Origin of the sequence: Salinibacterium sp. G-O1, from assembly GCF_030063305.1 — a bacterium.
GTDB lineage: Bacteria > Actinomycetota > Actinomycetes > Actinomycetales > Microbacteriaceae > Rhodoglobus.
In genome coordinates this window covers 685,193-706,796 of the sequence record NZ_JASISV010000001.1, presented here as the reverse complement: position 1 = coordinate 706,796, position 21,604 = coordinate 685,193, and the positions used below count along the sequence as shown (strand labels likewise).

General features: G+C 65.8%; 22 protein-coding genes, 1 tRNA gene and 1 pseudogene. 10 read left to right on the top strand and 14 right to left on the bottom strand.

Annotated features, from left to right (window positions below; all coding sequences use genetic code 11):
• Nucleotides 1-57: 57 nt before the first annotated feature.
• On the top strand, nucleotides 58-1,905 hold the full coding sequence (locus QMG83_RS03500) for an ABC transporter ATP-binding protein (protein ID WP_283503962.1): 1,848 nt from the start codon (nucleotides 58-60) through the stop codon (nucleotides 1,903-1,905).
• Between the two features lie 44 nt (nucleotides 1,906-1,949).
• A complete protein-coding gene (locus tag QMG83_RS03495; protein ID WP_283503961.1) occupies nucleotides 1,950-2,339 on the top strand; it encodes a DUF6855 family protein in 390 nt (129 codons plus the stop codon).
• On the opposite strand, the gene QMG83_RS03490 is transcribed toward QMG83_RS03495, so the two are convergent.
• The 14 genes and pseudogenes from QMG83_RS03490 to QMG83_RS03425 all read right to left on the bottom strand — a co-directional run.
• Nucleotides 2,336-3,124 (bottom strand): TrmH family RNA methyltransferase, encoded by a 789-nt coding sequence (locus tag QMG83_RS03490; RefSeq protein ID WP_283503960.1) that lies wholly within the window; start codon nucleotides 3,122-3,124, stop codon nucleotides 2,336-2,338. The two genes, QMG83_RS03495 and QMG83_RS03490, sit on opposite strands and share 4 nt — an antisense overlap.
• A 2-nt stretch (nucleotides 3,125-3,126) precedes the next feature.
• Nucleotides 3,127-3,681 (bottom strand): hypothetical protein, encoded by a 555-nt coding sequence (locus QMG83_RS03485; RefSeq protein WP_283503959.1) that lies wholly within the window; start codon nucleotides 3,679-3,681, stop codon nucleotides 3,127-3,129.
• The gene (locus QMG83_RS03480) at nucleotides 3,674-4,279 is read right to left on the bottom strand and encodes an isochorismatase family protein (RefSeq protein ID WP_283503958.1); all 606 of its coding nucleotides are present in this window, start codon (nucleotides 4,277-4,279) and stop codon (nucleotides 3,674-3,676) included. The genes QMG83_RS03485 and QMG83_RS03480 overlap by 8 nt, the downstream gene beginning before the upstream one ends.
• Nucleotides 4,280-4,294: 15 nt before the next feature.
• On the bottom strand, nucleotides 4,295-5,725 hold the full coding sequence (locus QMG83_RS03475) for a D-alanyl-D-alanine carboxypeptidase/D-alanyl-D-alanine-endopeptidase (RefSeq protein ID WP_283503957.1): 1,431 nt from the start codon (nucleotides 5,723-5,725) through the stop codon (nucleotides 4,295-4,297).
• Nucleotides 5,726-5,764: 39 nt separating this feature from the next.
• Nucleotides 5,765-6,583: a hypothetical protein gene (locus QMG83_RS03470; protein WP_283503956.1), complete on the bottom strand. Its 819-nt coding sequence runs from the start codon at nucleotides 6,581-6,583 to the stop codon at nucleotides 5,765-5,767.
• A gap of 172 nt (nucleotides 6,584-6,755) precedes the next feature.
• Nucleotides 6,756-6,828: transfer RNA gene (locus tag QMG83_RS03465), tRNA-Thr, on the bottom strand.
• Nucleotides 6,829-6,890: 62 nt separating this feature from the next.
• Nucleotides 6,891-7,532, bottom strand: a complete 642-nt coding sequence (locus tag QMG83_RS03460; protein WP_283503955.1) for a TetR/AcrR family transcriptional regulator — start codon at nucleotides 7,530-7,532, stop codon at nucleotides 6,891-6,893.
• Nucleotides 7,533-7,577: 45 nt separating this feature from the next.
• Nucleotides 7,578-9,110: an alpha/beta hydrolase gene (locus tag QMG83_RS03455; RefSeq protein ID WP_283503954.1), complete on the bottom strand. Its 1,533-nt coding sequence runs from the start codon at nucleotides 9,108-9,110 to the stop codon at nucleotides 7,578-7,580.
• Complete coding sequence (locus QMG83_RS03450) at nucleotides 9,107-10,270, bottom strand: DNA polymerase III subunit delta' (RefSeq protein WP_283503953.1); 1,164 nt, start codon at nucleotides 10,268-10,270, stop codon at nucleotides 9,107-9,109. Before QMG83_RS03450 ends, QMG83_RS03455 begins: the two co-directional genes overlap by 4 nt.
• A 64-nt stretch (nucleotides 10,271-10,334) precedes the next feature.
• Nucleotides 10,335-10,958 (bottom strand): dTMP kinase, encoded by a 624-nt coding sequence (gene tmk, locus QMG83_RS03445; protein WP_283503952.1) that lies wholly within the window; start codon nucleotides 10,956-10,958, stop codon nucleotides 10,335-10,337.
• Nucleotides 10,958-13,804: a type I DNA topoisomerase gene (gene topA / locus QMG83_RS03440; protein ID WP_283503951.1), complete on the bottom strand. Its 2,847-nt coding sequence runs from the start codon at nucleotides 13,802-13,804 to the stop codon at nucleotides 10,958-10,960. The genes tmk and topA overlap by 1 nt, the downstream gene beginning before the upstream one ends.
• 81 nt (nucleotides 13,805-13,885) lie before the next feature.
• A complete protein-coding gene (locus QMG83_RS03435) occupies nucleotides 13,886-14,254 on the bottom strand; it encodes an Rv3654c family TadE-like protein (RefSeq protein ID WP_283503950.1) in 369 nt (122 codons plus the stop codon).
• Nucleotides 14,254-14,613 carry a TadE family type IV pilus minor pilin gene (locus tag QMG83_RS03430; RefSeq protein WP_283503949.1) on the bottom strand — a complete coding sequence of 120 codons (360 nt, stop codon included), beginning with the start codon at nucleotides 14,611-14,613 and terminating at the stop codon, nucleotides 14,254-14,256. Before QMG83_RS03430 ends, QMG83_RS03435 begins: the two co-directional genes overlap by 1 nt.
• Nucleotides 14,610-14,720 (bottom strand): annotated as a pseudogene (locus tag QMG83_RS03425) (DUF4244 domain-containing protein); the annotation flags it as partial. The pseudogene QMG83_RS03425 and the gene QMG83_RS03430, both read right to left, overlap by 4 nt.
• A 25-nt stretch (nucleotides 14,721-14,745) precedes the next feature.
• On the opposite strand from QMG83_RS03425, the gene QMG83_RS03420 reads away from it, so the two are divergent.
• The 8 genes from QMG83_RS03420 (at nucleotide 14,746) to QMG83_RS03385 (ending at nucleotide 21,533) form a co-directional block, all read left to right on the top strand.
• Nucleotides 14,746-15,006 (top strand): hypothetical protein, encoded by a 261-nt coding sequence (locus QMG83_RS03420; RefSeq protein WP_283503948.1) that lies wholly within the window; start codon nucleotides 14,746-14,748, stop codon nucleotides 15,004-15,006.
• A complete protein-coding gene (locus tag QMG83_RS03415) occupies nucleotides 15,003-16,478 on the top strand; it encodes a recombinase family protein (RefSeq protein ID WP_283503947.1) in 1,476 nt (491 codons plus the stop codon). The genes QMG83_RS03420 and QMG83_RS03415 overlap by 4 nt, the downstream gene beginning before the upstream one ends.
• 1,172 nt (nucleotides 16,479-17,650) lie before the next feature.
• Nucleotides 17,651-18,094, top strand: a complete 444-nt coding sequence (locus QMG83_RS03410; protein ID WP_283503946.1) for a hypothetical protein — start codon at nucleotides 17,651-17,653, stop codon at nucleotides 18,092-18,094.
• Nucleotides 18,091-19,629 (top strand): AAA family ATPase, encoded by a 1,539-nt coding sequence (locus QMG83_RS03405; RefSeq protein WP_283503945.1) that lies wholly within the window; start codon nucleotides 18,091-18,093, stop codon nucleotides 19,627-19,629. The genes QMG83_RS03410 and QMG83_RS03405 overlap by 4 nt, the downstream gene beginning before the upstream one ends.
• 27 nt (nucleotides 19,630-19,656) lie before the next feature.
• Nucleotides 19,657-20,271 (top strand): hypothetical protein, encoded by a 615-nt coding sequence (locus QMG83_RS03400; RefSeq protein ID WP_283503944.1) that lies wholly within the window; start codon nucleotides 19,657-19,659, stop codon nucleotides 20,269-20,271.
• On the top strand, nucleotides 20,268-20,654 hold the full coding sequence (locus QMG83_RS03395; RefSeq protein ID WP_283503943.1) for a hypothetical protein: 387 nt from the start codon (nucleotides 20,268-20,270) through the stop codon (nucleotides 20,652-20,654). The genes QMG83_RS03400 and QMG83_RS03395 overlap by 4 nt, the downstream gene beginning before the upstream one ends.
• Nucleotides 20,647-21,258, top strand: a complete 612-nt coding sequence (locus QMG83_RS03390; protein WP_283503942.1) for a hypothetical protein — start codon at nucleotides 20,647-20,649, stop codon at nucleotides 21,256-21,258. Before QMG83_RS03395 ends, QMG83_RS03390 begins: the two co-directional genes overlap by 8 nt.
• Before the next feature lie 53 nt (nucleotides 21,259-21,311).
• Nucleotides 21,312-21,533: a hypothetical protein gene (locus QMG83_RS03385; protein ID WP_283503941.1), complete on the top strand. Its 222-nt coding sequence runs from the start codon at nucleotides 21,312-21,314 to the stop codon at nucleotides 21,531-21,533.
• The last annotated feature ends 71 nt before the right edge of the window (nucleotides 21,534-21,604 follow it).

Genomic DNA, 21,604 nt, shown 5'->3' with positions numbered 1-21,604 from the left:
AGCTTCCACGACGTACGCTCGTGGGTGGGCCAGCGCCCGCAAAAGACTGAAGGAACAATGAGCAGCTCCCCCACACGCACCCGTCGTTCGCGTTTCGGCGCCAAGGATGACGGTGGCCCACGCGCCACGTTCGGACAGCTTCTGCCATACCTGGGCGAGCACAAGAAGATCCTGAGCGTCGTCATCGGGTTGAGCATCGTCGGGGCTGCCGCGTCGTTGGCACAACCGTTGCTGGTCAGCCAGGTCATCACGCGGGTGCAGAACAACGACCCCCTCGGCATGCTCGTCTGGGTGCTCGTTGGTCTCGTGGTGGCCGCCGCCATCATCAGCGGCTTCCAGCACTACCTCCTTCAGCGCACCGGCACCTCGGTCGTGCTCTCCGCTCGTCGGCAGCTCATTCGACGGATGCTGCGGCTGCCGATCAGCGAGTATGACTCCCGCCGCACCGGCGACCTCGTCTCGCGCGTCGGTTCAGACACGACGCTGCTCTACGCCGTGATCACCCAGGGCCTGGTTGACGCGATCGGCGGCGCACTCGTGTTCGTCGGCGCGCTCATCGCGATGCTGATCATCGACCCCATCCTGCTCGGACTCACCGTGCTTGTCATCGCGATATCCGTGGTGACAGTGGTGATGCTCTCCGCGCGCATCCGGGTGGCCAGCCGCAAGCAGCAGGAGAAGGTGGGCGACCTCGCCGCCGCCGTCGAACGAGCGCTCAGCGCCATTCGCACGGTGCGGGCATCCAACGCCACTGACCGTGAGATCGCCACCATCGAGAAGGAGGCGAAGGGTGCCTGGGATATGGGCATTGCGGTCGCGAAGATCTCCGCACTCGTCGTACCCATTGCCGGGATCGCGTTGCAGGTGTCGCTGCTCATGGTGCTGGGAGTCGGCGGGTTCAGGGTGGCCAGTGGGGCCATCACCATCGCGAGCCTGGTGTCGTTCATCCTGTTCCTGTTCATGATGATCATGCCGCTCACCACCGCTTTTGGCGCCGTCAACTCCGTCAACCAGGCGCTCGGTGCGCTCGGACGCATCCAGGAGATCATCACTCTGCCCACCGAGAGCCAGCACGATTCCAGGATCGCGGATGACGCGCAGCCCCCGATCGCGTCGGTCGACGCGATCTCGTTCCACGATGTCGACTTCCAGTACGCGGTGGCGCCCGTCGCCGGCGACAACGCGGAGGCGCCAGCGCAGGAAGACACCGAATCGGCCGAGCCGACAGGTGTGCTGCATGGTGTGTCGTTCTCGGCCGCGCGCGGCCAGCGCACTGCCCTGGTGGGGCCATCCGGAGCCGGAAAGAGCACCATCCTCGCGCTGATCGAGCGCTTCTACGACCCACAGGGTGGCGTCGTGAGGCTGGGCGGCGTCGACCTGCGCGCCCTCGACCGCACCGACCTGAGGTCACAGATCGGGTATGTCGAGCAGGACGCTCCCGTGCTCGCCGGCACGCTAGCCGAGAATTTGAGAATCGGTGCGCCCCACGCGACCGACCAGGAGTGCATCGACGTACTGCGATCGGTGAACCTCACCGAGGTGCTCGAGCGAAACGAACTCGGCCTCGAGGCCCCGGTCGGCGAAGACGGGGTCATGCTCTCGGGCGGGGAGCGGCAGCGGCTCGCCATCGCCCGGGCGCTGCTCGCGGCAGCGCCCATCCTGTTGCTGGATGAATCGACCTCCTCCCTGGACGGCCTCAACGAGCAGTTGCTGCGCGAGGCTATCGATGCCGTGGCCGAAAACCGCACGCTCATCGTGATTGCGCACAGGTTGTCGACCGTGGTCGACTCAGACCAGATCGTCGTGCTCGACCATGGGAGGGTCGTCGGTATCGGCACCCACTCCGAGCTCGTGCAGACCACCCCGCTCTACAAGCAGCTCGCGAAGCACCAGCTGCTGGTCTAGTTGGACAGCTTTCGCCGGCAATCGGCGAGGTGTACCGTTCGACCATGACCGAAGGTACGAAAGACAGCCCGTGGGAGCTAGTGACGGCTCCCGGCAGCTCGAGCTACACGATGTTCATCGAGGGCGATGAACTGGTCTGCCAGGTCGGATCCACGACACTGAAATACCAGGCGCGAGCCATCGACGACCTCACCGCGTGGCTCGGGGAGCAAGGCGATTGGGTGCCGCTGGGTGCCGCCGATGAGAGCAAGTCCCCCGCTGACGGAACCGTCGAGGCATGGGGCAGGTCGGAATCAAACCCGGTCGGCGGCTGGTACGGGCTGCGCAAGGGCTACCGCGGTCGCTTCGGGATGTACCTTCCGCCGCTGCTGGAAAAACTGGGCAAGGCCGAGCTCACGCACGACGCGCGCAACAACAGCATGCGCGCGCTCTAGGCCAGGGCGTACATCGCGACGGCCGCCGTGGCGGCGACATTCAGCGAGTCGATCCCGTGTGCCATCGGGATCTTCACGACGGAGTCGGCCGCGGCAATCGCCTCCGGCGTGAGCCCCTCCCCCTCTGCGCCGAGCACTAGGGCAATGCGGTCGGTGGCCGTCGCTGCGAACTCCCGCAGCGACACCGCCTCCGGGCTGAGGGCGAGGGCCGCGATGTGGAACCCCTGGAGCTGCTCGCGCGCCTCGGCCCACGGCCCGATCCTGGTCCACGGAACCTGCAGCACTGTGCCCATCGACACCCGGATCGCCCGCCGATAGAACGGATCAGAGCATCGTGCCGTGACCAGCACAGCGTCTGCACCGATCCCGGCGACCGAGCGGAAGATAGCGCCAACGTTTGTCGGGTCGGCCACGTTCTCGAGGATCACCACTCGCCGCGCGCTCGCCAGAAGCTGCTCGACCGGCGGCAGCGCTGGCCTGTGCATTGACGCGATGAGTCCTCGGTGCAGCAGGTACCCGGTGAGCTGCTCGAGCAACTCCGGCGGGCCCGAGAACACGGGAACATCCGGCCCGACCAGCGCGACCGCCTCATCCACCGTGTTGCCGAGCGCCAACACGGAGCGCGGTCGGTGTCCGGCTGCCAGCGCTCGCTCGAGCACCAGCGCGGACTCCGCAATGTAGAGCCCGTGCTCAGTGCCCTGCGCTTTCTTGAGCGCGACATCCGTCTGGTGTGAAAAGTCTTTGAGCCTCGGATCTGACAGATCCGAAATGGGAATGACCGGCACGGCTATCCGAGACTGTGAGTATCGAACAGGATGACCGTGCGACCCTGCGCGTCGACCCCCTGTGCCGCGGCCGCTGTGCTGCCCGCCACCTGCCTGAAGCGCGACCAGTAGCGCACGTCGCTGAGCTCGGCGTCGTCAACAGCGGGGACGAGTCCCGGCTGGGGCTCCTCGAGCGCGTCGTAGCCGGTGGAAAGCGTGAATTGCGCACCCTCGGGCAGGATGATCTCTGCCCGGAATTCGGGCGTGGCTGACGATTCGCGTGAGAACCCGCTCACGACCTCGGTGCCCTCCGGGAAGTCGAGCCCGCTGAGAGACTCGACACTGTTCAGCGACAGTTCGGTGCATGATGCCCAGGTGATGCGACACAGTCCCGCTTCGGTCTGTGCGAAACCACCGACCACCGTCGTGCCGGCGGCGACGATTCCGCCGATGACGAGGCCAGCGAGCACCAGCGAGACGGCGAGACGCAGACCCTGACCTCTCGTGCGGAGAGGTTCGACCTCGTGCGGCTCGCCGAGTGGTTCGAACGAGTCGCTGTCGTCGGTGCGCTCAGCCACCGTTCAACCCCAGTGGTGACTCCACGACGATGGCCCCGCCGGAGGCAAGCCTCTCCAGGGCAGCGTCGCTCGACTGCGGTGCGACCCCGGCGATGAGGTCCGTGAGCACGCGGACGTCGTATCCGGCGGCCAGCGCGTCGACGGCCGAGGCCAGCACGCAGTAGTCCGTGGCGATCCCGACCACATCGATGTCGGTCACGTTCAGGCGCTCGAGCGCATCCTGAACCGTCTCGCCGCCCTCGGTGGACCCCTCGAAAATCGAGTAGGCGGGCTCCCCCTGCCCCTTACGCACGTGGATGACGCCAGGGGCGGCCGTGAGCGCAGGCTCGAGGGCTTCGTGGTAGCTGGCTCCGATGGTGCCAGCAACGCAATGCACCGGCCAGCTGTCGACGAAATCCGGTGTTGCGCTGAAATGCCCGCCGTTGTCGTTATCGCCATCGTGCCAGTCGCGGGATGCGAAGACGTGATCGTAGCGACCGGGATGCTCCAGCAGCAGCCGCGCGATGCCAGCAGCTACCGCTCCCCCGCCAGCGACACCGAGCGCCCCGCCCTCCGTGAAATCGTTCTGCACATCGATGATGAAAAGCGCCGAGGTCACGTCATCCGCTCCCGGTCAGTTGTTGCTCAGGTTGTTACCGCAGTCGTACACCGCGGCAACGAGGGAATCGAGAGCCTCACGGGTATCGAACGAAATGGCGTCACCGAGGCCATAGAAGGCAAACGTCAGGGCAATACCGTCGGACGCTGTGACAGTTCCCGCCAGCGATCGCTCGTGATAGATCCAGCCGGACTTGGCGAGCGTTGCCGCCCCGGCAGTGGCGTTATCGCCGGTGAACCTGTCTGACAGGTCGCCCGAGTCGCCGCCCACCGGCAAACCGTCATGGACGGCACCGAGTCCGGCATCTCCCGCCCGGACCTTGACCATCAGCTGCGCGACAAACGCCGGCGGTACCGCGTTGTTGGCGCTCACGCCCGAGCCGTCCTTGATGACGAGCACATCGGTGCCGGTCATCCCGAGGCCAGCAAGCGTCCCGCGTACGACCTCCTGCACCGACGAAGACGAACCACCGAGGCCCTTTTTGAGCGAGCTTGCCCGCACCAGCATCTCGGCCAGGGCGTTGTCGCTGGTCATCAGCATCTGGCTGACGAGTGTCGCCACAGGTTGCGACGACACCTCGGCGAGCACGGTCGACCCGTTCGCCGTTCCGTTGGACAGCACAACATCGGTGAGACCCGCAGCAGCGACGAAAGCCTCGCCGGCCCTGGTGACCGGGTCGTCCCCTCGAGGGCTGATGAGCCTCGTGGGGTCGGCCCTGTCACCGTCCACCATGAGAGCCGTAACAAAAGGCTGGTAGCCCTCGGTGCGCTCCGAAACCGGCCACGACGGGTCCCAGTTGTCAGCCGGGTCCCAGAGGGAAGCGTCAAGGATGACGCTGGTGATGGGCACGTCGGGGTGCGCGATCGTGTACTTCTCCATCGCAGCGGTCGCTAGGTCCGACAGCAGCGGTGCGTCGTCGTAGACGCTATTTGAGGTCGTCGATAGCGTCGCATCCCCGCCACCCACCAGCACGATCGAACCGGGGGCGGTGCCATCCATAACTTTCGTCGACAGTGTTGCGCCGGGGCCGAGCGTCGCGATGGCAGTGGCGGCAGTCAGCAATTGGAGTACACCTGCGGGACTCTGCGGTGATGCCCCGGACCGGTCAAAAAGCAGTTCACCGGTGGTAGCCGAAATCACGGATGCGGCGAGATTCCCCAAATCCGGATCCGCGGCCGCCCCGCTCACCGAACACGTGCGCAGGCGACTCGCCGGGGACAGTCCGGCGGGTTGCACCCGGCCGGGTTTCGCCGTCGAGGTGCTCGTCGGGGTGACCACAACCGCCGTGGGTGCGGATGACGATGCCAACCCCAGCGACAACGCTGCGGTGGCAAGAAGCAGGAACACCACGGCGAGCGCCGAGACCAGCCAGACGGTCGGGTTCTTCGCTATCAGAGCCCTCAGGTTCCAGCCGGATTCAGCCGAAGGCTGCTGCACGTCGCTCATCGGTCAATGATACCGAGAGCGACCGAGTCGCTCGTAGCTCTAGCAGGTGGTCCAGCGCGCGGCGGCCCTGACGAACGACACGGGCTCGTCGATTCCACCATGCGACATCGCGAATGCGATGCAGGCGCCGGCGATGCTGGAGCCTGGACGATACAACGAGGCACGATGCGAGGTCGAGTTCCACCACTTCTGGGCGACGGTTGCTCCGGTGTTGCCCGAACCGCCCGCGAGGTTTCCGTCACAGCCGGTGCTCGGCACACCGTCGCTGCGCACCGAACCGATGTGGCCCCAGGCGTCAAGAGGGTCAGGGCTGGGCGACTCGGCCATCCAGAACAGTCGTGCCTCCATGCAGGAGTCGTAGCGGAAGTTCGAGTAGGAAATCGGTTCGAGGCAGTTCGCGATCCTCGTCGCGTTGTACTGGTATGCGAAAGAGGCGAGGTCGTCAGAGGTGGTGCCTGCAACACCCTGGGCCGAAACCGCGGCGGGTGCGGCCCCGACGGTGCCACTCACATCGCTGGTGCAGGCTGAGCTCTGCGAAGAGCCTCCGATCAGCGCGACCGACTTGGGCACGGCCGTTGGCTTCAGGCTCTCCCACTCGCGGCTGGCAACTCCAACGGACGCGGCGACACTCTGGAGCACAGGCTCGTCGATCACCTGCGTGGTTGTGGCTATCTCGATACGAGGCGCGGCGGAGATGGATGATCCTGCCGGAACCGGCACGGCAGCTAGCGGTGGCGCTGTAGCACCGGCGTCTGCGACGACCGACGTGCTCAGTCCGGAACCCGCTCCACCGAAGAACGGCAAGACGAGAACCAGGACGGTCGCGAAGACCGTCGAAATGAACGCAGTTTTTTTCATGGTGTGTACCCCCGTACCACAGCGGCACAACCCCCAAAAACGTGTGCCTGCGTAAAAGCTATGTGGTGCGGCAGGGCTGTGGCAAGCACAGAGGGACGTATTCGACCTGTCGACCCCCGCATTGGGGGCGATTCGTTGCCGGGGTGCCCCACACATGGGGGACAGAATTCGGAGCCGCCTGTCAGAATCGAACTGACGACCTTCTCATTACGAGTGAGATGCTCTACCGACTGAGCTAAGGCGGCGGGCCCGGGTTACCCGAGGCACAGCATGAGAGCCTAGCCGAGATTTGGGGCGGCTACGACACTCAGGCGCGAGGCGAGGCGAAGAGTGTCTTCAATTCCGTGAAAGCTTCGGTGAGCCGCTCGGAGAGTTTCGCGGGCGATTCCCCGTTTGCCCAGCAGGTCCAGGCGTGACGCATGGCTCCGAACGACACGAGCGTGATGAGTCTCGCCCTCTCGCCGAGGCGGATGGGATCGGCCGCCAGCGTCGGGTCGTCGGCACCCAGCCTGCGGGCGATGACCGCCGCGACCTGCTCCTCGAACTTGCGCATCGTGGCCATGCGCATCGCGAAAAGGTGGGGGTATTGCTTCAGCAGGGCATGGCGCCTCTGCATCATCTCGACATCATTGGTGATGGATTCGCCGGCGCTGATCAGCAGTCGCGTGATGTCGTCAAGGAAGCTCCCAGGTGTGCCGCCGTTCACGAATTCCTCGACCTGGCCGCCCGACGGGAGCTCGGGCGGATTACCCAGCAGTGCTTCCTCTTTTGACGCGAAGTAGTTGAAGAAAGTGCGCGGTGAGACGTCGGCGACTCGGCTGATCTCGTCCACCGTGACGCCGTCCAGTCCACGCTCAACGACGAGATCAAGCACCGCGAGCTGGATGGCCCTTCGGGTGGCGAGACGTTTTCGTTCGCGCAGGCCCGGCGTCGCAGTATCCGTCGTCATGCCTTTATTATTGCACGGAGTGCAATTTTGCGCGGACGGGGCGGGTCAACATTGGGGGTCAGTCGCCGGCACAGTCCCGTCGATGAGGAAATCGTCTACCGCTTTATTCACGCAGTCATTGGACTTGTTGTACGCCGTGTGGCCTTCTCCGTCGTAGGTGACGAGGTGGCCGTTCTCAAGAGTGTTGGCAACGGTTTCTGCCCAGGAATACGGGGTCGCTGGGTCGTTCGTGGTTCCCACCACAAGGATGTCGGCAGAGCCGGGAGCCACGATCGGAGCGCGGTCGCGCTTCGACGGAACCGGCCAATTCGGGCATCCCGTGCCACCCCACGACATCTGCGGACCAAATACGGGGGCGAGCTTCTTCAGCTCAGCCGCCTCTGAGCGCATCTGCGCCACATCCCCGCCGCCGTGAGCGTCCAGGCAGTTGATGCTGATGAAAGCCTCAGTCTGGTTGCTGTCATACTCGCCGTTCGCATCACGACCGTTGTACGCGTCGGCCAGCTGGAAAGCGAAGCTGGCATCGCCCTCGAAGACGGTGCTGAACAGCTCGCGTAACGAACCCCAGTTGCCCGCGTTGTACAGGGGCAGGATGATCGCGGTGAACATCGCGCTGCTGCCCAGTTGACGGCCATCGTCGTTAGCGATCGGACTGACGTCGAGGCTGTCGAGCAGGGCGCGAATCGTGGTCAGCGAGGAGTCAACCGACCCCGTAAATGGGCAATCTTTTGCCGAGTCGCAATCTTTCAGGAACGCCCGAAGTGCGCTCTCGAAGCCCTGCGCCTGGGTGGCCGTGCCCTCGAAATCATCTGAGGCCGGATCGACCGCGCCGTCGAGCACGAGCCTGCCGGTCTTGTCGGGGAACAGCTCGGCGTACACCTGCCCGAGCAGCGTTCCGTACGAGAATCCGAGGTAGTTGAGCGTCGTGTCCCCCAGGATCGCCCTCAGCATGTCCAGATCGCGGGCGGCGCTCGGGGTGTCGACGTTGCCGAGCAACGGTCCCGTCAACTCGAGACAACGATTGCCGAAAGCCGTGGTCGACGCGGTGGCCGCAGCGATCCATTCGTCTGAGCCGGGCATGCCGGGAAGAATTCCGTAAATGTATTCGTCGAGTTCGGCGGGGTCGGTGTAGCACGTCACCGGCGTCGACCGGTTGACTCCTCGAGGGTCGAAGCCGACGATATCGAACCGGGATTGAAGCTTGTCGTCGGTGGCGTAGTCGACGCTGTCTTTCACGAAGTCGTAGCCTGAACCCCCGGGCCCGCCCGGATTGACCAAGAGCGACCCAATCCGGTCTGAGGATGTCGTTGGCTGGCGCACGAGCGCGAGCTCGATGGAGTCACCGCTCGGGTCGCTCCAGTCGAGCGGGGCCTCTGCGGTGGAGCACTGCATGCCGCCGTCGCAGTTGGACCACGACAGGATCTGCGTGTAGAACGGTTCGAGTTCCGGCGCAACATCTTCGCCGGTGGGCGTCGACGTCGTGTTCGCGGCGGGCGGGAGGAACCACGAGACACAGCCGCTCAAGGTCAGCGTGACGACCAGCGCCACAGCGAGTGCTGTGACTGGGCGCCGCCTCAACCCCGGCTCCCGCGGATCGCGGTGACGAGCATCGCCTCGAGCGCGAGGGCCGGAGGCACGTTGCTCTCGATGCGCTCGCGGGCCGTCGCGATGGCATCCATGGTCGCCAGCGTATCGACGGCGGTGCACGATGCACTGGCGGCCTCGAGCCTCGGGAGAATTCGAACGTTGATCGGCTCCCCCGGCACACCGAGCTGCAGCAGCAGGATGTCGCGATAGAGGGTGAGCAGGTCGACCATGATGCGATCGATTCCGTCGCGAAGACTGCGTGTTGCCCGTCTCTTCTGGTCTTCATCGAGGTTCTTGAGCTGGCTACGCAGCGCGGGAGGTATCGTGCCGCCCGGTTCGATACCGAGTGACCGCAACGCCGAGTTGCGTTCCTCTGAGTCGCGCTGTTCCGTGATCGCCACGGCGTCGGCCTTGGCCAGATCGACCATCGAGGCCGCGGCCATGACGGCACCCGACACCGAGCGGATGCCCAGCGCGACATCCAGCGTGCGCTCGCGTCGTTCACGCGCCTCGGCGTTCGTGGCGAGCCGGTGGGCCATACCGATGTGCGACTGGGCCTCACGGGCGGCGCGGGTCGCGGTCGCGGCATCCACTCCGTCGCGACGCTCGAGCAGAGCGGCAACCTCGGCGATATCCGGCACCCGCAGACGAACGGTGCGCACGCGCGACCTGATCGTCGGGATGAGGTCGGCTTCGCTCGGAGCACAGAGGATCCACACGGTGCGGGGCGGCGGCTCTTCGAGTGCCTTGAGAAGCACATTCGAGGTTCGCTCCGCCATGCGGTCAGCGTCTTCGATGATCATGACGCGGTAGCGCCCCACCGAGGGTGAGAACTGTGACGTGGCGACAAGCGCCCGAACCTCTTCGATCGCGATGATCACGCGTTCGGTGCTCAGCACACCGAGATCGGGGTGCGTGCGTGCGGCCACCTGTCGAGCGGCGGCGGCGTCACCCTCGGGATCGCCGGGGCTCAGCAGCGCTGTCGCGAAAGCGTAGGCGAGGTTGGACCGGCCAGACCCGGGCGGCCCAGTGATGAGCCAAGAATGGGTCATCGACGAGTCACCTGACCCACCGATCGCCGACGCTGAAGCCGCTGCCTCGACTATCGCAATAGCCTCAGCCTGCCCTGTCAACTCGTCCCAGACCGCCATGGGCCAAGCCTAAGCGCTGCGCCCGACAGCAGACTGCGGCGGATGCCGGTTGCCGCAGCTCCCGTCAGTTCGAGAGCAGCGCCTCGACCCTGGCGCGAATCGCATCCGAGATGGCCTCGACGGTGTCCCTGGCATCCAACACGAGGAATCGCTCGGGCTCGACCGCCGCCAGTTCGAGATAGCCGGCGCGCACACGCCCGTGGAATTCCGTCGCCTCGGCCTCGAGTCGGTCGTAGCGCGTGCGTGAGTCGGCCAGGCGGCCCTTGCCAGCGTCCTCATGCAGGTCGAGAAGCACGGTCAGGTCGGGCAGCAGCCCTTCCGTTGCCCACAGCGACACCTCACGCACCTCATCACCGCCGAGAACGCGGCCAGCGCCCTGGTACGCGACCGAGGAGTCGAGGTAGCGATCCTGCACCACGATGTCACCTCGCTCGAGAGCGGGGCGCACCTTCGTGGCGATGTTGTGGGCCCTGTCTGCGGCGTAGATGAGCGCTTCGGCCCGCGGAGCGATCTCCCCGCGCCGGTGCAGCACGATCTCGCGCAGTTCGAGGCCAAGGTCGGTTCCGCCCGGTTCACGTGAGACCACGACTGTACGCCCGGACTGCTCGAGCCATTCCACCAGAATCCGAGACTGCGTTGATTTGCCCGACCCGTCACCACCCTCAAGTGTGATGAATAGCCCGGCCACTATTCGGCCGGAGCTGGGGCAGGGGCCGGCGGTGAAGCGGTCTTCTTCGCTGCCGGTTTGCGAGCGGCCGGCTTCTTGGCGGCGGTGTCGCCGCCCGCAGCCTTCGACGCGGCTGTCGCGCGCGGTGCAGGCTTTTTGGCCGCCGGCTTTTTCGCTGCGGGCTTCTTGGCGGCGGGCTTTCTCGCGGCTGGCTTCTTGGCCGGCCCCTTGGCGCGCTTGTCGGCAAGCAGCTGAACGGCACGATCGAAGTCGATGTCTTCGATGTTCTCGCCGCGCGGGATCGTCGCATTGGTCGTGCCGTCGGTCACGTAGGCGCCGAAACGGCCATCCTTGATCTTGATCGGCTTCTCGCTGACCGGGTCTGCGTCGAATTCCTTGAGGGCACTGGATGCCGCCCGCCCGCCGTACTTCGGCTGGGCAAACAGCTCGAGGGCGCCGGCAAGATCGATCTCGAAGATCTGGTCTTCCGAGGTGAGCGAGCGGGTGTCTGTGCCCTTCTTCAGATAGGCACCGAACCGACCGTTCTGCGACAGGATCTCGGCACCACTCTCGGGGTCGACTCCCACCACGCGGGGCAGCGACAGCAGCGCGAGCGCGGTGTCGAGATCAACGGTGGCCAGATCCATCGATTTGAAGATGGATGCCGTCCGCGGCTTTACGACCGCGACCTTCTTGGCCTTCTTCTCCTTGAGCTCACCGGTCTTCTTGTCGAGCACGTATTCGGGTTCGACCGGAGGCAGCTCTGGCTCGAGCTCGGTCACGTACGGACCGAACCGTCCGTCCTTCGCCACGATTTCCTTGCCGTTCTCGGGGTTCAATCCGATCACGCGATCGCCAACCACGGGGGCGTCGATCAGCTCGCGAGCCTTCTCGGCCGTGAGCTCGTCTGGAGCGAGTTCCTGAGGGATGTTGACGCGCCGCGGGGTCTCCGGGTCGTCGCCCGGCGCCTCGAGATAGGGGCCGTACTTGCCGATGCGCAGGGTGACGTCATCCGCGATCCTGATCGAGTTGATCTCGCGCGCGTCGATCTCGCCCATGTTGTCGATAACCGTGCGCAGGCCGCGGTGCTTCTCGCTGCCGAAATAGAAACCGGTGAGCCACTCGACCCGGTCGGCCTCCCCGCCGGCGATGCGGTCGAGGTCGTCTTCCATGCCCGCGGTGAAGTCGTACTGAACCAGGTCGGCGAAGTACTCCTCGAGCAGTCGCACCACTGAGAACGCGATCCAGTTGGGCACGAGTGCCTGGCCGCGAGGCGTGACATAGCCGCGGTCGATGATCGTCGAGATGATGGATGCGTAGGTCGACGGGCGCCCAATACCCAGCTCTTCGAGAGTCTTGACGAGGCTGGCCTCGGTGTAGCGGGGAGGCGCTGAAGTCTCGTGGCCCTTGGCCTCGACCTCGACGAGAGTCAGGGACTGGCCCTCGGTGAGCGGAGGAAGTTTGGCTTCGGCCGGCTCGGCCGCCTCGTTGCGCTCCTCGTCGTGACTTTCCTCGTACGCGTGCATGAAACCGCGGAAGGTAATGATCGTGCCGGTGGCGACGAACTCGGCGATCGAACCCGCCGGGGTCGGACCCGCGCCGATGGTGATGGACGCGGTCGAGCCCTTCGCGTCGGCCATCTGCGACGCCACCGTGCGCTTCCAGATGAGGTCGTAGAGCTTGAAGTCGTTGCCACGGAGGGAAGACGCCACCTCGCTCGGAGTGCGGAACGTGTCGCCGGACGGGCGGATCGCCTCGTGCGCCTCCTGGGCATTCTTGCTCTTGCCGGAGTACACGCGCTGCTTGTCTGGAACCGTTTCGGCGCCGTACAGGCTTCGCGCCTGGTTGCGCGCAGCGTCGATCGCCTGCTGTGACAGCGTGGGTGAATCGGTACGCATATAGGTGATGTAGCCGTTTTCGTACAGCGACTGCGCCACGCTCATCGTCTGTCGCGCCGAGAACCTGAGCTTGCGCCCGGCCTCCTGCTGCAGAGTCGAGGTGGTGAACGGCGCTGCTGGACGACGCGTGTACGGCTTCGACTCGACGCTCTTGACCGTGATGGCAGTCTTCGGGTCGCGCAGTGCCTCCGCGAGAGTCTGGGCTGCCTGCTCGTCCACGATGGTGGCGTCGCCCTTGAGTACGCCCTTGTCGTCAAAGTCACGACCCGCGGCGATGCGTTTTCCGTCGAGGCGCACGAGGCGTGATTCGAACTGTTGGGGCGCCGTTTTCGGTGTGAACTGGGCGATCAGATCCCAGTATCCTGCGGTGACGAACGCGAGGCGCTCGCGTTCGCGGTCGACGACCAGCCTGGTCGCTGCCGACTGCACGCGGCCGGCGGAGAGGCCGGGGCCGACCTTGCGCCACAGCACCGGCGAGATCTCGAAACCGTAGAGACGGTCGAGGATGCGACGGGTCTCCTGCGCATCGACCAGGGCCGTGTCGAGCTCGCGGGTGTTGTCGAGCGCGTGCTTGATCGCTTCCTTGGTGATCTCGTGAAAGACCATGCGGTGCACGGGCACTTTCGGCTTCAGCTCCTGCAGCAGGTGCCACGCGATGGCCTCGCCCTCGCGGTCCTCATCAGTTGCGAGATAGAGCTCGTCGGCGCTCTTGAGCGCCCTCTTGAGGTCGGCGACGGTTTTCTTCTTCGCGTCGGAGACGACGTAGTAGGGCTCGAACCCGTTTTCGACATCGACGGAGAACTTGCCGAGTGTGCCCTTTTTGAGCTCCGGCGGCAGATTCTTCGGCTCGATGAGGTCGCGGATGTGGCCAACAGAAGACTGCACCTCGTAGCCATCGCCGAGGTACTGGGCAATCGTCTTTGCCTTTGTGGGCGACTCGACGATAACGAGTTTCTTCGTGCCGGGCACGGTACTCCTTGGGTTGGAACGAACGAGAAGGCGCAACTGCCCCCGTCAGCGACACCATACACACCCCAACCGCACTGTCACCTAATTCACAGTTGAGTCGGCGGGGCCAGCCGTCGCCGCTGCGGTCACAGAAATCCCCAGCACCATCCTCTCTGCAGTGACGGAGACGACCAGCCCATCGACCGTGCACGAGACGATGGATGCGCCGTTCGCGCCAGCGACGGCGGCCGCGGCGTCGCACGGCACGCCCGGCACTCTTCCGATGGCGGTGTCTGCCGCGGCGAGCGCCGCGGCATCCGCCGCCCCGGCAACCGTCCGTCTCGCCATGACTCCTATATAGAGAGGTGCGAGCATCATCGTGAGAGCCGTGACGGCACCGATGATCGCGACAGAAAGGATTGACCCGGCCCCGGCGTCTGAGCGCAGCACCCGCACCGTTGGTCTCCGCATTACCTGCCCCCGCCGAGTGCGCAACTGCTGGCCGCCAAGGTGAATCCTCCGATGACCCCCACGACGCCGGTCGATCGGGTCGTGAGCGTGACGCAGTCGAGCTCACCATCCGAGCGCTCGGTGACGCTGGCGCCGGGCTCCAGACGTGCGACCGTGGCGGCCGCCGAGTCGCCCCGCGCGAGGGAGCGTGCGGCGGAGGCCGCGGCATCCTGCAATCGCAATTGCTGGGCTGCCACCTGCACGCCAGACAAGCAGCAGGCGAGCAACAGGATGACCGCCGGCATCGTCACCGCGAACTCTGCGGTCACGCTGCCGCCGTCATCGCGTGCGCGTCGCCTGCCGCGAGCCCGGGCGGTCATCCCGGAATCGACAGCGCCGTGCGGATGATGTCGGTGAGCATCCCCCGCACCTCATCTGATCGCATGATCACGACCAGAAGACCTGCGAATCCCACCGCCGCCATGGTCGGACGTATAAGGCAGTATTGGGGCATGAACGATGATATCGACTCCCTCCGGAACCGCCCCGATGATCTCGCCATGGCGCTTGCTCATGAGGCGAACAACGCCTCGTACGCCGCATTCGAGAAACAGTACGACGCGAACGCGTCTAAAGACGTGTGGAGTCACGCGGGCGATGAGGCAGCGTTGGCCGTATTGCGCACTGCGGACCATGAAGCCGTGTGCAGGCTCGCCCTTATTGGCGCGCAGGCGCTAGATGCCCTCAACGAGGACGACGAAGACGAGTCATGAGTACGAAGAACCCCGCGCCGCTACGAGCCGCAATCTACGCCCGCCAATCCGTCGCCGAGCCTCTCGGGATCGACCGGCAGATCGAGGCTTGCACGGCTCTCGCCGCCTCCCGCGACTACCCCGTCGTCGAGCGCTACGTCGACGACAATGTCAGTGGATACAAGGCGCGCGGCGAGGGGACCGCGTTCGACCGGATGCTCGGGGACGCTAGGGCGGGCAAGTTCGACGTTCTAATCGTCCGCAAGCTCGACCGGCTCGGGCGCTCCCTGTCGGCTCTGGAGGCGCTCACGGCCGCCAAGGTCGCCACGGTCACCACAGACGGCGAGGTCGACCTCGCCTCCCCGTCCGGGCGGCTCATTGCCAACGTGCTTACCGCCGTCGCTCGCAACGAGAGCGAGGTCAAGGCAGAGCGTCGAGTCTTCGCCAATAGCGACCGGCGCACCAAGGGAGTCCCCACCTCGGGCCGCGTGCCATACGGCTACCGATGGGTGTCGACGAAGGAGCGGGCCGAGCGCGGCACCGTCCAGGCCTACGAGCTCGACGAGGAGCGAGCGGCGGACGTGCGGCTCATGTTCGAGCAGTTCCTCGCCGGAGTGCCGCTCGGCTCGATCGCTCGGGACCTCAACGAACGCGGACGCCGAACCCTTCCGTACAAGAATCACCCCGAGGGCGTGCCATTCCGGCCGACCACTGTCCGACGGATTCTTCTCTCCCCGTATTACGCGGCGCTCCTACCGACGCCTCCCGAGGGCGGGTGGGGAACCTACGACCAGGAAACGATCACTCGCGATCAGTGCGTCGAGGGCGCGTGGGAGGCGATCGTCGGCGAGGAGACGTGGCTCGCGGCGAAGGAGGTCCTCGGCAACGGCGGACGGCGCGACAACGGGGGCAAGGTGGCCCGGAAGTGGCTTCTCTCCGGCCTCGCCGTGTGCGGGGTCTGCTACGAGCCCGTGAGGGCCGGAGGCGGCGAGGCTGGCATCCACTCGTACCGGTGCCGCTCTATGGCGCACTTCATGAGGCGGGGCGACCCGCTGGACCGCTTCGTCGAGTCCGTCATCGTCGAGCGGCTCTCCCGCCCGGACGCCGTCGAGCTCCTCCTCGACAAGGACCGCCCCGACGCCGACGCCCTCCGGGCCGAGCGCCTCGCCCTGTCCGCCCGCCTCGACAGTGTCGTCGAGCTCGTGGCAGACGGCACCCTCACGACCGAGAACGCCCGCGCCTCGATCCGGTCGCTACGAGAGAAGCTCGCGGCGATCGACTCCCAGATGACCGAGGCGGGACGCGTCGACGTGCTCGGGGACATAGTCGACGCCGTCGACGTGGCCGCGCTCTGGGAGGGCCTCTCGCTCGCTCGGAAGCGCGCCGTCCTAGAAACCCTCATGACCGTAGTCGTCCACACTGTCGGCCAGGGAGGGCGCTCGCAGACGATGGAGCGCATGGCCTCGACGACCGACATTCTGTGGAAGGAATAGCGGCTCCCTCTACGCCCGGATGACGACGGCGCTATTCCGCGCGGGAGCCGGAACTTCCCCCTGGTTGCGGTCCGCCCAAGACGTATCGGTATGCGAGTGCGAGTGATTCAAGTGCCTTTGCGCGACCCGGTGAACGGACACCTTCCGCTTCCAGGTCTTCGGTTACTTTCGCGATCGCGGTGTAGAGCGCAGCTTCTGCCTCGTGCTTAGTTGCCATGTTGTGTCCAATCTCTCGTGGGTTGTACGCCTCACAATACGGTCGACCGCCGCCACCCTCTACGCCCGGATGACGACGGCGACCGCGAACGGACGGCGGGCGTAATTGAACGGGTCCAGATCGAGGTCAATCAGGCTCTTCCTCGGGCTCCGTGTCGGTTCGTGGGAGGTTCCGAGGGCGTGCGCGGGAGGGTCCGAGGGCGTGCGCGGGCGCTGGGGACGAATAGGGTAACGAGCCCTAGCAGTTCCCCTCCGGGTCCCGGTCCCGGTCCGAGCTCCCGAGCGGGGTCCCTTGCCTCTACAGGAGGTCTATCCAGCTTGGAATTCGTCACCTTCGACCTTGGTGATTTTGGGTCGTCGTCACCTAGGTCGTCACCTACCCGTGTAACGGTCGTCACCTTGGTCGTCACCCTCCAGATTCCGCATGTTTCCGGGAAAGTGCGGAAGAGTGCGGACGGTCGTCACCTAGGTCGTCACCCTCTCCTCCCCCCCCCTATAGGGGGAGGTGAGACGTGACGGTGACGGCACAGGCATAGAAGGGGGATCGAGGACCAAGAACAGGACCGACAACACCCTTTGTAGACAACCAACAGTTTCCGGGCTTGCCTGCTTGGTAGATAACCGAAAATCCCCGGAAAGACGGGGGTACGCAAGGTCGACACCCGCCTTTCGGTGGTACCTTGGTCTTGCTCGCCTCTGTTGAGGCGTACCGGTCCGGAATGAACACCCGTAAGAAATGCCCCCTCGGGGTGACCGTTGTAAATTCAGCTAGCCACTAGAACGGCGATCCGCAAAGGGTCCGCCATGTTCGACCGCTACCAAACCCCCTCAGAAGCAGCCGAGGGGTCCGCCTCGTCAGACAGCGACGCTGTCTCTCGCGTCGTCGACTGTGCCCCTCGACTCTCAGGCGCACAGTCCTCCCGTCTCTCGACGCTGCTCGGCGGGGGTGCTCGCTGATGTTCGACGCCGAGACGGGACGTAAAGGGGGCCTCGCCGCCGCCGCTCGCATGACGCCCGCTCAGCGGGAAGCCCGGAGCGCGAAAGCGAACGCGGCTAAGCGAGCCAAGCTGGAAAAGGAGGAGCCCTTCCGGGCCGACTTCATCGCGAAGTACCGCAAGAAGGCGGCGAAGAAGGGCACCGCCCCCGAGGTTGTCGAGGAGGAGCTTAGAACCCTTGGCCTCGTCCGCCGTGGTCGCAAGGTCACCGCGACCGACTCTGGAGCCGGGCTCACCCCCGCCGACCTGGAGAGCTACTTCGAGCAAGTCGACAAGGAATGGCCGGAGCTCTCGACCACGGCACGCCGCCAACAGGCCGTGTTCCTTCTCCGCGTCGATCAGGCACGCCGGGTTAACGCGGCGTTCAACTCCCGTCCCGCCCGCCCCCCGGAGCCCACCTCGTGAGCGACGACCAACCCGTCGACGCTCTCGCGGCCTGTGACGCCCTCGCGCTTCAAGTCCTCGCCGAGGTCCCGAGCGGGGCCGACAACCTCGCCCCAGAGCGTGAGGCGCGGCTCCGGCGTCTCTTGGACGAAGCCGGTCTCTCCAGCGGTTCAGACTTCACTGTCGCGGACCTCCTCTCGGCCGCTCGTGCCCAGCAACGGGGACCGGGCGGGTCCGAGGACTACGACTCGCCCGACTTCGGTATCTCGCGCCTCATGCTCGAACTCCAGGCCGACAACCTCGTCGAGACCGCCACGAGCAAGGAGGGCGCGCTCAAGGCCCTCCGGCGCTTCGAGTCCGATCAGGTCGAGGCCGGGATCGATCGCCTGCCTGACAAGGTCGTGGCCCGAATCTGGAAGGACGCCGTAGAGGCTCGGAAGGTCCGCTCTCGCACGGCTCGCGACGAGGACAACGCGAAGCGCCTAGAGCTCGATCACAACTCGCAGCGCGACCGCCTCGCCAATGAGTCGATGGAGCGTCAGATCGCACTCCGCGAGGGTCTGCGACGCGCCCGGGCAGAAGAAGCCGCCGGTCTGCCCTCGCTCGCTTCGATGATGCTCTCCAGCGACGAGCTCGCGGATATGCCCGTCAACGAGTGGCACGTCGAGGGCATCATCCCGAAGGCGAGCACGATCATGCTCGCCGGTCACCCCGGCGCGGGCAAGACCCATCTGGCGCTCCTTGAGTCGGTCGCCGTCGCGAGCGGCGGGACGGTTCTCGGGCGCAAGGCCCAACAGGGAAAGGTCCTCTACATCGCCGGAGAGGGCGAGGCCGGTCTCGGCGCCCGGCTCCGCGCCGTCGAGGACGCATGGAAGATGACCCTCCCGGAGGGCGCTCTCACGTTTCTCACGACGGCGCCCGACTTCGGCAACTCCGCCCACGTTGAGGAGCTCGCTCGGTTCGTGACCGACAACGCGATCGACCTCATCGTCGTGGACACCCTCGCGAGGGTCTCTCCCGGGCTCGAAGAAAACAGCGCGACGAGTATGTCCGTCGTCATCGCCGCCGCCGACACGATCCGCAAGGCCCGCCGAGGCGCCTCGATTGTCCTCGTTCATCACCTCGGTAAAGGCGGCGACCTCCGAGGGAGCTCCGCCCTCCGAGGCGCAATGGACCAAATCCACAGCCTGAGCGGGGAGTCGCCCTCGATCAAGTTCGAGACGATCAAATCCAAAGACGGGGTGAGCGGGCCGATCGCGACTCTCGAAATCGTGAAGCGCGGCGACTCGGCGATCATCCAAGGCTCGGGAGGCGGCGGCACCGACGCGGCACGTCTCGCCCCGTCGGTCGAGGTCGCGCTCGGGACCTTTATCTCGGCCTTCTCAGAGGGCGGCTCCACCCGCGTCCAGTGGCGTGACCTTCTCATTGAGGGCGGCATGAACCGCAAAACGTCCTACGACGCAATGAACGCCCTCCACAAGACCGGGAAGGTCGTCCTGAACGGCTCCAGGTACACGCTCGCCCCCGGTCTCGAACTCGACGCCGACAACCTCTAACCCATCCCCAACGAAAGGCAACCCAAAATGATCCAAATTATCGACCGAGACCTCAATATCAACTACTCGGGACCCGCTCCGGCGGACGTTCCGATCCCGGCGATCAAGGAGCGCCTCCAGGCGTTCGTGGATGCCTACGACCGCACTGTCCGCAACGGGCAGGGGCTTGCCCTCGCGGAGCGGGCACTCCTTGACGCTCAGAGCGCCGACGAGGCGCGCACAGCCGCCCTCTACGAGGAAGGAAAGGACGACGCCGACCACGACCCCACTGAGCTCCAAACCCTCGCCGAGATTGAGCTCAAGAAGGCGAACGCGCGGCTCCAGCCGGGGAGGCTCGTGCTCGCTCAGGCTCACTCGGCGTTCCGGGAGTCGATCCCGGCCCACAAGGTCCAGTGGCAGAAGCTGTGCCGCAAAGACGCCGAGCTCGCCCGCGACAAGCTGGCTCTCGCGTTCCGTCAGATGCAACTCCAGTACGCCTCCCTTGAGACGAGCATGGGGGTGCTGGAGCTCCTCGCTCCCGCCGACCTCCCTTACGGGCACGTCACGGCTCAGTGGGGCGAGGGCCGGGTCCAGCTTGACGAGGCGATCCAACGCTTCGACCACGCCCTCGACGTGATCGTCAATCGGTTGCGTGCGCTGTGAGCAAGAACAAGAAGACTTCGAGCACGGTCGTCCTCGCCCCCGCCGGGGTCTCCGAGGACGGGCAGAAGGTCCTCAAGGCTCTTGTCATGCGGCGGGAGGGTCACAGCTACGAGGCGATCGGCGAGTCCCTCGGGGTATCCGGTTGGCAGGCGCAGAGCTTCGCGTCCCTGGCATACGCTCGCCTGTCCGCCGAGGCGGCCGAGGAGCTCCGGGCACAAGTCGAGGACCGCCTCGACGACGTTCTCCGCCGCCTCAACGACGACCTCCGCCTCGCGTCCTCCCAGACGATCCGAAACGGAATCTATTCACTCATTCTCAAGACCGAGGCGCAGCGCTCGAAGCTCCTCGGGCTCGACATTCCGAACGGAGCACAAGATGCCTAGAGCAATTCGACAAGACAACCCGAGAGCGGCGATCCGTAACGCGGCATGGCGGGACGAGCAGATCGAGGAGAACGCCTTCATGGGGAGCATCCTCGCCGGGGCGCGACTCGGGGTCGTCCGGGACCGCGAGCGCTACGAGGAGCTCAACCGCGACGAGCGTCTCCGGCTCCACGAGGCCGAGTGGAACCTCCGCCGGGGGGAGAAGGCTCTCCGCCGCGAGCGCGCCCTCCTCGCCAGTGGTGAGCCGATCACAGCCCCGGCCCCGTTGACCGACGCGGACGCCGTCGCGCTCGCCGGAGAGGTCCAGGCGGCGAGGCACGCGAAGCCGACCAAGCCGTCGAAGAAGATGCGGGACCGGCTGGAGAAGTGGGGGGCGAAGATCAACGCGGAGTTAGCGGCCTCGCCCTGGCGCGAGCCGGTGCTCCCCGTCCAGCCGGACACCGTCAAGGCCTTCCCGGTAGGGGGCGACACCCCGGAGCCGGAGAAGGGGCACGAGGGAGAAGTTTCCGGGCTTGCCCCGGTTTCCCCCTTCCGTCGCCAAGCCCGACGCCCTCGGGCGTGGAGCGTGTCGAGCTACTACGGCGACGACGAGGACGACGACTAGAGGCGAGCGGAACCGCCGACCAACCCACCCAACCGAATCCGAAGGAGAACACCATGAACACTACGAAGAAACAAATAGAGGCCCTCAACGAGGCACGCGAGCGTGACGATCGCGCAATGCGCCGCCTCGGTCGGCTCGCCGAAGTGGAAGCGGCACGCGAGGCCGTCAACGCCGACCCGCGCTCGGCCTCCGAGAAGCAAGTCGACTTGATCGCCCTCCGCCGCCAGAGGGCGAGCCGCCCGAGACGGGACAGCGGCCCCGCCTACGGCGACTAACGAGCTCCGGACCCCGCTTTGACGAGCCCGGGGTCCGGCCAATGTCGGCGGTCCATGCCTTGAGATGGGAC